1 pseudogene is annotated in these 11,128 nt (G+C 73.8%); it reads left to right on the top strand.

Going from position 1 to position 11,128, the window contains the following annotated elements:
* Positions 1 to 4 precede the first annotated feature (4 nt).
* Positions 5 to 11,107, top strand: a pseudogene (locus LX88_RS30785) (SDR family NAD(P)-dependent oxidoreductase); the annotation flags it as partial.
* Positions 11,108 to 11,128 lie beyond the last annotated feature (21 nt).

Below are 11,128 nucleotides of genomic sequence, written 5' to 3'. Positions count from 1 at the left end.
AAAGCTGCGGGACTACCTCAAGCGGGCGACGGTCGACCTGCGGGAGAGCCGCCAGCGCGTCCAGGACCTGGAGGAACGCGCCCACGAGCCGATCGCGGTCGTGGGCATGGCGTGCCGGTTGCCGGGCGGGATCGCCTCTCCGGAGGACTTCTGGGAGCTCGTCGGCACCGGGCGTGACGTGGTGGGGTCCTTCCCCGACACCCGCGGCTGGGACCTGGAAGCGCTCTACCACCCCGATCCCGATCACCTGGGGACCTCGTACACCCGTGAAGGCGGTTTCCTGTACGACGCGGACCAGTTCGACGCCGAGTTCTTCGGCATCAGCCCTCGCGAGGCGGCGGCGATGGACCCCCAGCAGCGGTTGCTGCTGGAGACCGGCTGGGAGGCCTTCGAGCACGCGGGCATCGACCCGACCACGCTGAGGAGCACCCGCACCGGGGTGTACGTGGGCGTCATGTACGACGACTACGGCTCGCGGATTCCCACCGCGCCCGAGGGTTTCGAGGGCTACCTGCTGACCGGAAGCGCGAGCAGCATCGCGTCGGGGCGCCTGTCGTACACCTTCGGGCTGGAGGGGCCGGCGGTCACGATCGACACCGCCTGTTCCTCGTCGTTGGTGGCGGTGCACCTCGCCGCTCAGTCGCTGCGCCAAGGCGAGTGCTCGATGGCGCTCGCCGGTGGCGTCACGGTGATGGCGACGCCGAACACGTTCGTCGAGTTCTCCCGGCAGCGCGGGTTGTCACCGGACGGGCGGTGCAAGGCGTTCTCGTCCTCGGCGGACGGCACCGGCTGGGCCGAAGGTGCCGGTGTGCTGGTGCTGGAGCGCCTTTCGGACGCCCAGCGCAACGGTCATCGCGTGCTCGCGGTGATCCGCGGCACGGCGGTGAACCAGGACGGTGCGAGCAGTCAGCTGACGGCGCCGAACGGGCCGTCGCAGGAGCGCGTCATCCGGGCCGCGCTGGCCAACGCACAGCTGTCAGCGTCCGAAGTGGACGTCGTCGAGGCGCACGGCACGGGCACGCGGCTGGGCGACCCGATCGAGGCGCAGGCGCTGCTGGCCACCTACGGCCGGGCCCACGGCGAGGACGACCCGCTGTGGCTGGGTTCGGTGAAGTCGAACATCGGCCACGCACAAGCCGCGGCGGGCGTGGCCGGCGTGATCAAGATGGTCATGGCCCTGCGCAACGGGATCATGCCCACGACCCTGCACGTCGACGAACCCACCCCCGAGGTCGACTGGTCGGCCGGCACGGTCCGACTCCTCACCCAGGCCCGGCAGTGGCCCGAAACCGACCGTCCACGCAGGACCGGTGTGTCGTCCTTCGGAATCAGCGGGACCAACGCGCACGTGATCCTCGAGGAGGCGCCGCGCACGGAACCCGTCGCACAGCAGCCTCGATCGGGACCACCCATGCCGTGGTTGCTCTCGGCCAAGTCGGAAAGCGCGCTGCGGGCACAGGCGAGCCGGCTGCTGACCTGGCTCGCCGACCACCCCGAGGCAGACGACGCCGATGTCGCCGCCGCCCTGACCTCCACGCGCGCTCGCCTGGAACAGCGCGGCGCGGTGCTCGGCGCCGAGCGGGCCGGACTGCTCTCCGGTCTCGCGGCCCTGGCGGCGGGTTCGGCGTCCGCACAGGTCGTGTCGGGCGCCGCCACCACCGGCGAAACGGCGTTCCTGTTCACCGGGCAGGGCGCGCAACGCGTGGGCATGGGGGCGGGGCTGGCTGCCGCGTTCCCGGTGTTCGCCGCCGCCCTCGACGAGGTGTGCGCGGAGTTCGACGCCCTGCTGGGCGTGTCGCTGCGCGACGTCGTGTTCGGCGACATCGACATCGAGCGCACGGCCCTGCTCGACCGGACGGAGTTCACGCAGCCCGGCCTGTTCGCGTTCGAGGTGGCCCTGTGCCGCCTCCTGGAGTCGTTCGGCGTGACCCCGGACGTCGTGGCCGGGCATTCGATCGGCGAGCTGGCCGCGGTGCACGTGGCCGGGGTGTGGTCGCTGGCCGACGCGTGCCGGCTGGTCGCCGCCCGTGGCCGGTTGATGGGCGCGCTGCCCGCCGGTGGAGCGATGCTCGCCGCCGCGGTACCGGAGGAACGGGCGCGGGAACTGGTCGCGGGCGGAACGGTCTCACTGGCGGCCGTGAACGCACCGGCGGCGACGGTGTTCTCCGGCGAGACGGCCGCGATCGGCGCGCTGGAGCAACGGCTGGTGGCCGAGAAGGTGAAGACGACCCGCCTGACGGTCAGCCACGCCTTCCACTCGGCGTTGATGGAGCCGATGCTCGCCGAGTACGAGGAGGTCGCCCGGTCCATCGCGTACCAGGCACCGCGTATCGCCGTGCACTCCACGGTGTCGGGCGAGCCGGCCGGTCCTGAACTGCTGACGCCGCGGTACTGGGTGCGGCAGGTGCGCGAGGCCGTGCGGTTCGCCCCGGCGGTGCGATCACTGGCCGACGCCGGCGTGCGCCGGTTCGTCGAGGTGGGTCCGGACGCGGTGCTGACGGCGCTGACCCGCCAGACCCTGGGCGACGAGGTGGCGGCCCGCTCGCTGGTCGTGGCGGCGTCACGGCGCACCGTCGACGAGGCCGGCCAGTTCCTGCGGTCCCTCGCCGCCGCCCATTGCTCCGGCGTCGCCGTCGACTGGACGCCACTGACACCGGAACGACCCCACCTCGACCTGCCCGTCTACGCCTTCCAGCGTCGCCGCCACTGGCTGGAGCCCGACGACACGGCGCTCGGTGACGTGGGCAGCGCCGGTCTCGCCGCACTCGACCATCCGATGCTGCGCGTCGCCGCTCCGCTCGCCGGACGCGACGAATGGCTGTTCAGCGGCAGGCTCTCCACCACCGACCAGCCGTGGATCGCCGACCACACGGCCTTCGGAACGGTGCTGCTGCCCGGCACCGCGTTCGTGGAGCTCGCGCTGGCCGCCGGTGGCCACCTGGACCTGCCCGTCGTGGACGAGCTCGTCCTGTCGGCGCCGCTGCTGTTCGACGGCACCGGTGCCGTGGACGTGCAGGTCTCGGTGACCGACGCCGACCACACCGGCCGCCGGCGCCTGACGATCCACTCGCGCGCCCTGGCCTCCGGCGAGGCGGACTGGACGGTGCACGCCACCGGCGTCCTCTCCCCCGCCGACGGCGTGGCACCTGCCTGGACCGACCCCGACTGGCCGATCGACGGCACGCCGATCGACGAGACGCTGCTGTACGACCGGCTCGCCGGCCTCGGATTCGGCTACGGCCCCCACTTCCAGGCCGTGCGCGCCGCCTGGAGCAGTGATGACGACGTGTTCGCCGAGGTCGCTCTGGACCGGGCGGCCGGCTTCGAGGTGCATCCGGCGCTGCTGGACGCGTCCTTCCACGCCGTCCTCGGCGCACTCGCCGGCGACCTGCCCGACGGGAGGCTGCCGCTGCCGTTCTCCTTCAGCGGCGTCCGGGTGTTCCGGCGCGGCGCCACCGCGGTCCGCGCGCGCATCAGCCGCTCGGGTCCCGGGAAGGTGCGCATCGACGCCTGCGACTCCACCGGTGCCGCGGTGCTGTCGGTCGACGCCGTGCTCGCCCGCCCCGCGGACGCACGTGCTCTCGCCGGCGATCGCACCCGCCTTCACACCCTCGGCTGGACGCCGGTGCCGGCACGCCCGGCAGCCGACCGGCACCTGGTCGCGCTGGGACGGCCCGTCGCCGGGTGCGACGAGACGTTCGCGGACGTCACCGCGTTCGCGGCGAGCGGGAACCGGCCGGGCGTGGCTGTCGTCTGGGCGCCGGAAACGGAGTACGGCGACAACGTCCCGGCGACCGTCCGCACCGCTGTGCACGACGCCCTCGCGGTGCTGCGCGACTGGTTCGCCGAACCCGCCTGCGCCGACTCGACGCTGATCGTGCTGACCCGCGGTGCGGCGGGGCTGCCCGGTGAGGCGCCGGACCTCGCGGCGGCGGCCGTCCGCGGCCTGGTGCGCAGCGCGCAGTCGGAACGTCCGGGGCGCATCGTGCAGATCGACCTCGACGACGAGCCCGCGGACCTGCACCGGTGGATCGCCGCGGACGAACCACAACTCGCGATCCGCGACGGTGCCGCGTTCGCACCGCGGCTGAGTCGCGCCGCCACCGCCGACCCGACCGGCGACCACTTCGGTGACGGCACGGTCCTGATCACCGGCGGCACCGGTGGCCTGGGCGCCGTCACGGCACGCCACCTCGTCACCGGGCACGGAGTGCGCAGGCTGCTGCTCGTCTCGCGCCGCGGACCGGCCGCGCGGGGTGCCGCGGAACTGGTCGGCGAACTGACCGCGCTGGGCGCCGAGGTCCGCGTCGCCGCGTGCGATGTCAGCGACCGCGCCGCGGTCGCGGCACTGCTGGACTCCGAGCCGGTGACCGCTGTCGTGCACACCGCGGGTGTGGTCGACGACGGCACCATCGACACCCTGACCGCCGAGCAGGTGGATCGGGTCCTCGCACCGAAGGTCGACGCCGCCTGGCACCTGCACGACCTCACCCGCGGGAAGGACCTCTCGGCGTTCGTGCTGTTCTCCTCCGCCGGGCCCTTGCTCGGCGGGCAGGGCCAGGGCAACTACGCGGCCGCGAACGCCGCGCTGGACGCACTCGCCCAGTCCCGCCGCGCCGCCGGTCTGCCCGCGCACTCACTGGCCTGGGGACTGTGGAAGCTCGGCATGGCCGAGGCGCTGAACGACCCCGGCGGCGACCACCTGGTACGGCAGATCCGCACGCGCCTCGGGCTCGCCCCGATCGAGCCGGACATCGGCATGCGGATGTTCGACGACGCGATCGGCACCGGCGAACCGGTGCTGATGACCGCGGTGCTCGACACCGCCTCCCTCACCGCGTCGGCCCGGCTCGGCACGCTGCCCGCATTGCTGCGCGACCTGATCCGCGTGCCGTCACGCGGCCGGGTCGCCGACAGCCCGTTGCGCCGGCGGCTGCTCGACGCCCCCGCCGGCCAGTGGGAGGCGTTGATCCGCGACGAGGTCCGCTCGATCGCCGCGGCGGTCCTCGGCCACGAGTCGGCCGACGCCGTCGACCCCGGCACACCGTTCAAGGACCTGGGCTTCGACTCGCTCGGCGGAGTCGAGTTCCGCAACCGGGTGACCGCGGCCACCGGTGTCCCGCTTCCGGCCACCCTGGTGTTCGACCACCCCACCGCCGCCGCCGTGGCGAGTTTCCTGCGCACCCGCGTCGACGGTTCGGAGCCGGCGGGACCGCGCCGTGCCGCCAGGGCCAGGACGAAGGCGGACGAGCCGATTGCGATCGTCGGCATGAGCTGCCGGTACCCCGGCGGTGTCGAGAACCCCGACCAGCTCTGGGACCTGGTCACCGGGCGCGTCGACGCGATCACCACGATCCCCGGCGACCGCGGCTGGGACCTCGACCGCCTCTACGACACCGAACCCGGCAAACCCGGCAGGATCTACACCAGGGAAGGCGGGTTCCTGCACGCCGCGGGTGACTTCGACGCCGGGTTCTTCGGCATCGGGCCCCGCGAGGCGGCGGCGATGGACCCGCAGCAGCGGTTGATGCTCGAAGCCTCCTGGGAAGCGCTCGAGGACGCCGGCATCGACCCGGCCTCGCTGCGGGGCAGCGACACCGGCGTGTACGCGGGCGTCATGTACCAGGACTACGGCCACACGGCGCGCGACGCCGCCGACGGGGCCGCGGAAGGCTATTTGGCGACCGGGTCGGCCGGCAGCGTCGTCTCCGGCCGGGTGTCCTACGCACTCGGACTGGAAGGACCGGCGGTCACGGTGGACACGGCGTGCTCGTCGTCGCTGGTGGCCTTGCACGTGGCGGCACAGGCGCTGCGTGCCGGGGACACGTCGCTGGTCCTGGTCGGCGGGGTGACGGTCATGTCGACCCCGTTGCTGTTCCTCGAGTTCTCCCGGCAGCGGGCGCTGTCGCCGGACGGGCGCTGCAAGGCGTTCTCGTCGTCCGCGGACGGTGTCTCGTGGGCGGAGGGCGTCGGCGTGCTCGCCCTCGAGCGGTTGTCCGACGCCCAGCGCAACGGGCGCCCGGTGCTGGCCGTGATCCGCGGCAGCGCGATCAACCAGGACGGTGCGAGCAACGGCTTGACCGCGCCGAACGGTCCGTCGCAGGAGCGGGTGATCGCGCAGGCACTGGCCAACGCGGGGGTGAGCGCGGCCGAGGTGGACGCGGTGGAGGCGCACGGCACCGGCACCACGCTGGGCGATCCGATCGAGGCGCGCGCACTGCTCAACGCCTACGGCCAGGACCGCGCCGAGCCGCTGCGGATCGGGTCGTTGAAGTCGAACATCGGGCACGCGCAGGCGGCCGCCGGTGTCGGCGGTGTGATCAAGATGGTGCAGGCGCTGCGGCACGAGACGTTGCCGCCGACCCTGCACGTCGACGCGCCCTCACCGCACGTGGACTGGTCGGCCGGGGCGGTGCGGATCCTGACCGAGGCCGAGCCGTGGCCGGTCGGGGAGCGCCCGCGCCGGGCGGGGGTGTCGTCGTTCGGGATCAGCGGGACCAACGCGCACCTGATCCTCGAAGAGGCACCCGCGGTCTCGCCGCGGCCGGTCGATCCGCGCCGTCCGGCAGCCGTGCCGTTGCTGCTGTCCGCGCGGACGACCACCGCGCTGCGGACCCAGGCGCGCCGTCTGCACGACGCGCTGCTCGAACGTCCGGAGCTCGACCTGACCGACGTCGCGGTGACGCTGGCACGGCACCGCGCGCGGTTCGAGCGGAGCGCCGCCGTCGTGGGCTCGGACCGGGAGACGCTGCTGCCGGCCCTCGCGCGCCTGGCAGTGGGTGAGCCGGGACCGGGCATCGTCGACGGCGCCGGCCAGACGGGCACGACCGCGTTCCTGTTCACCGGCCAGGGCGCGCAGCGGATCGGGATGGGCGCCGGGCTGTACCAGGAGTTCCCGGTCTTCGCGGCCGCGCTCGGCGAGGTGTGCGCGGAGTTCGACGCGCACCTGGGGCGTTCGCTGCGGGACGTGATGTTCGGCGCGGCCGACGACACTCCGCTGGACCGCACCGAGTTCACCCAGCCCGCCTTGTTCGCGTTCGAGGTGGCGATGTACCGCCTCGTCGAGTCGTTCGGCGTGACGCCGGACGTCGTGGCCGGGCACTCGATCGGCGAACTGGCCGCGGCGCACGTGGCCGGAGTGTGGTCGTTGACGGACGCGTGCCGGCTCGTCGCGGCCCGTGGCCGGTTGATGGGCGCGCTGCCGGCCGGTGGAGCGATGCTCGCCGCCGCGGTACCGGAGGAACGGGCGCGGGAACTGGTCGCGGGCGGAACGGTCTCACTGGCGGCCGTGAACGCACCCGACGCGGTCGTCTTCTCCGGGGCCACCGAGGCGGTGTCGGAGCTGGAGTCGAGGCTGGTGGCCGAAGGCGTCAAGACCAGCAGGCTGCGGGTGAGCCACGCGTTCCACTCCGCCCTGATGGACCCGATGCTGGCCGAGTTCGCGGAGATCGCCGCGGGCCTGACCTATCACGAGCCGCGGATCCCCTTGTGTTCCACGGTGTCCGGAGCGTTCGACCCGGTCGGCACGCCCGAGTACTGGGTGCGGCAGGTGCGCGAGGCGGTGCGCTTCGCCCCGGCGGTGCGGACACTGCTCGACTCGGGTGCGGGCCTGTTCGTCGAGCTGGGCCCGGACGCGGTGCTGACGACCATGGCCCGCGCCACCCTGGCGGAAGCCGATGCGACGGTGGTCGCGGCATCCCGTCGCACGGTCGCCGAACCCGAGCAGCTGGTCGCCGCGCTGGCCACCGCGCACTGTGCGGGCCGGTCGGTGCGGTGGGCGGCCTGCCTCGGCGAGCGGCCGCAGACGCGGACCACGTTGCCCACCTATCCCTTCCAGCACGAGAGGTTCTGGCTGCAGCCCGCGGAGAGCACCGCGCCGCTCGCCGGTGCCGACTCCGCCGACCACCCGTTGCTGCACGCGCAGGTGCAGCTCGCCGGCAAGGACGAGTGGCTGTTCACCGGCAGGCTCTCGCTGCGCACGCAGCCGTGGCTCGCCGACCACGCCGTCTTCGACACGGTCCTGATGCCCGGCAGCGGATTCGTCGAACTGGCGCTGGCCGCCGGTGCCCGGCTCGGTGTGCCGCGCCTGGCGGAGCTCGTGCTCGCGGCGCCGCTCGTGCTCACGGCCGATGGTGCCGTGGACGTCCAGCTCTCCGTGGACGAACCCGACGCCAACGGGCACCGGGCTGTGGCCGTGCACGCCCGCGTGGGCGATTCCTGGGTGCTGCACGCCCGTGGCGTGCTCACGCCCGCCGCACCGGCCGTGGTGCCCGACTGGTCCCGCGTGTGGCCTCCGGTCGCGGGTCAGCCGGTCGACGGAGAGCAGGTGTACCGCGCGCTCGGCGACCTCGGCTTCGGGTACGGCCCGGCGTTCCAGGGCGTTCGCGCCGTGTGGTCGCGTGGTGAGGAAGTGTTCGCCGACCTGGCGCTCGACACCGACGCCGCGGTGCGCGCCACCACCTTCGGACTGCATCCGGCGCTGCTGGACGCGGTGTTCCACGCGGCTGCCGGCCATCTCACCGACGGCGGGGCGCGGCTGCCTTTCGCCTTCGACGGTGTCCAGCTGGCTCAGACCGGCGTGGGCGCCCTGCGTGCCCGCGTGGCGCGCATCGCACCGGACGCGTTCCGCGTGGAGGCGGTCGACGCGACCGGTGTCCTCGTGCTGAGCGTGGAGTCGGTGCGGACCCGCCCGGTCGAGCGGCAGGCGCTGGCCCGGCTGCGCGGCGCGGCGCCGTTGTTCGACCTCCGGTGGGTCGACGTGCCCGCTTCTGTGCCGCAGGACGCGTCCGGCACGGTCGTGTGGTCGGCGCCTGGGGGGAACGGCGCCGTGGACGTGCACGCCGGCGTGCTGGCGGCGCTCGAGCAGTTGCAGGGCTGGCTGAGCTCTGACCAGCCCGGCAGGCTCGTGGTCGTGACGCGCACGGCCGCCGGACTGCCCGGTGAGGAACCCGACCTGACCGGGGCCGCCGTGGCGGGCCTGGTGCGCAGCGCGCAGTCCGAGCACCCCGGCCGGTTCCTGCTCGTCGACCACGACGGCGAGACCCTGCCGGACTCCTCGCTCGCCGAGGCCGTCGCCCAGGGCGAACCGCACGTGGCCGTCCGCGAGGGCCGGCTCCTGGTGCCACGGCTGCACCCGTTGCCCGCCACCGAACCGGGCGTGCCGCCGTCGTTCGACCGGGGCACCGTGCTCATCACCGGCGGCACGGGCGGCATCGGCGCGATCGTCGCCCGGCACGTGGTGACAGCTCACGGCGCACGACGGCTGTTGCTGGTCTCGCGGCGTGGTGAGGCCGCGGAAGGCGCCACCGAACTGGCCGCCGAACTGACCGGCCTCGGCGCCCGCGTCCGGGTCGTGGCGTGCGACGTCACCGAACGCGCCGCGGTCGGGGCGTTGCTGGCCGGCATCGACGCCGACGCCCCGCTGACCGCCGTCGTCCACGCGGCGGGCGTCCTGGACGACGGCACGCTCGACACCCTCACCCCCGAGCAGACGACACGGGTGCTGGCACCGAAGGTCGATGCCGCACTGCACCTGCACGAGCTGACCCGAGACCTGGACCTGTCGGCGTTCGTGCTGTTCTCGTCCGCGGCACCGTTGCTCGGCGGGCAGGGGCAGGGCAACTACGCCGCGGCGAACAGCATGCTGGACGCGCTGGCCCGCGTGCGGCGCGGCGCCGGCCTGCCCGCGCACTCACTGGCGTGGGGACTGTGGACGGTCGGCATGGCGGAGACGCTCGGCGGGGACGGCGGCGACAAGCACGCCCGTCAGATCCGGGACAGGCTGGGCCTGGTCCCGATCGACCCGGAGTCCGGGATGGTGTTGTTCGACAACGCGGTCGCGACCGATCGGGCGACACCGATGACGGCGTTGCTGGACACGGCGGCGCTCACCGCCCTGGCGCGCGGCGGTGCGCTTCCCGCGGTGCTGCGCGGCATGATCCGGGTTCCCCCGGCCGCCGCGAGTGCCGGTGGCGGCCTGGCGCGGCAGCTCGCCGCGGTGCCCGGCGCCGACCGCGACGGTGTGGTCCTGCGAGAGGTGTGCAAGATCGCCGCGGTGGTCCTCGGTCACCTGTCCGGCGACGCGATCGACCCGGACGCGCCGTTCACCGAGCTCGGTTTCGACTCCCTCGGCGCCGTCGAGTTCCGGAACCGGCTCGCCCAGCTGACCGGGCTGGCGTTGCCGTCGACGCTGATCTTCGACCACCCGACCGCCGCCGACGTGGCGAAACTGGTGCGATCGCGGATCGAGGAGTCCGACACCGGAGTGGCCGAGCAGGCACCGGCCGGCGTGCGCGGCACGATCACCGAGCTGGTGTCGGCTGCGCACGTCCGCGGCCGGCTGGCGGAGGCGATGCCCCTGCTGATCGCCGGTTCGTCCCTCGTGACCACGTACACCGTGGACGAGGCCGCCGCGCAGCGCCCGGCCGCGCAACTCCTGGCCCGCGGCAGCGCGGCACCGGCGCTGATCTGCGTCCCGTCGTTCCTGCCGGGATCAGGCCCGCACCAGTTCGCCCGGCTGGCCCGTGAACTGGGTGGTCAACGCCAGGTCAGTGCGTTGCGGCTACCCGGCACGCGCGCGGGCGACGACCTGCCGGCGACGTGGGCGGCGGCGATCGAGAGCCTCGCCGCGACCGTCGCGGCGGAGCTCGAACGGGGCCCGGTGGCGCTCGTCGGCTATTCGATCGGGGGTGCGATCGCCCACGCGGTCGCCCGGCGGATCGAGGACGGCGGCGGTGAGCTCGCGGGCGTCGCGATGATCGACACCTACTCGACGGAGGACCTCGAGCTCCAGGGCCGCGTCCTCACCGACGCGCTGGGACAACTCCTGTCGCGGGACAACGCGCTGACTCCCGTGGACGATCACGGCCTGGTCGCCATGGGCGGCTACGTGCGGATCACTTCCGAGCGCGACACCAGGCCGATCACCGCGCCGACGCTGAACCTCCGGGCCACCGCGGCGTTGAGCGGTTTCGGAGACGCCGACCCCGTCCCCGCCTGGCTGCACCGCGGTCCGGCCGAACAGGTGCAGGCGGATCACTTCTCGATCATCGAGGAGCAGGCGGCGGAGACGGCGGCGCACCTGCGGCGCTGGCTCGATTCGGTCTGATGGGCGGAAACGCCGACTCCG

The organism is Lentzea californiensis (assembly GCF_024648825.1).
Taxonomy (GTDB): domain Bacteria; phylum Actinomycetota; class Actinomycetes; order Mycobacteriales; family Pseudonocardiaceae; genus Lentzea; species Lentzea californiensis.
The sequence above is the reverse complement of the archived record's forward strand: the minus strand, read 5'-3'. Positions and strand labels throughout refer to the sequence as shown.